General features: G+C 43.3%; 1 protein-coding gene. It reads left to right on the top strand.

All coding sequences use genetic code 11. The features are described 5' to 3' along the window. Positions 1–261: translation initiation factor IF-2 associated domain-containing protein (locus AAEZ06_RS27580; protein ID WP_350617302.1), on the top strand; the 261-nt coding region annotated here is incomplete at both ends.

Genomic DNA, 261 nt, shown 5'->3' on the forward strand with positions numbered 1-261 from the left:
GCGTAAAACATTGTCTACCTTAAGTGTTGCAAGCACTGGCGGTCAGTCAAAAGACGTGAAAGTAGAAGTGCGCAAGAAACGTACTTTTGTTAAACGTGAAGATGCAGAATTAGCAAAACAAGCTGAATTAGAAGCTCAAGCAAAAGCCAAAGCAGAAGCTGAAGCCCAAGCAAAAGCCGAAGCTGAAGCAAAAGTAGCGGCAGAAGCGAAAGCTAATGCAGAAGCGAAGAAAAAAGCGGAAGCAGAAGCCAAATTGAAATC

Origin of the sequence: Pseudomonas sp. HY7a-MNA-CIBAN-0227 (assembly GCF_040310325.1) — a bacterium.
Taxonomy (GTDB): domain Bacteria; phylum Pseudomonadota; class Gammaproteobacteria; order Pseudomonadales; family Pseudomonadaceae; genus Aquipseudomonas.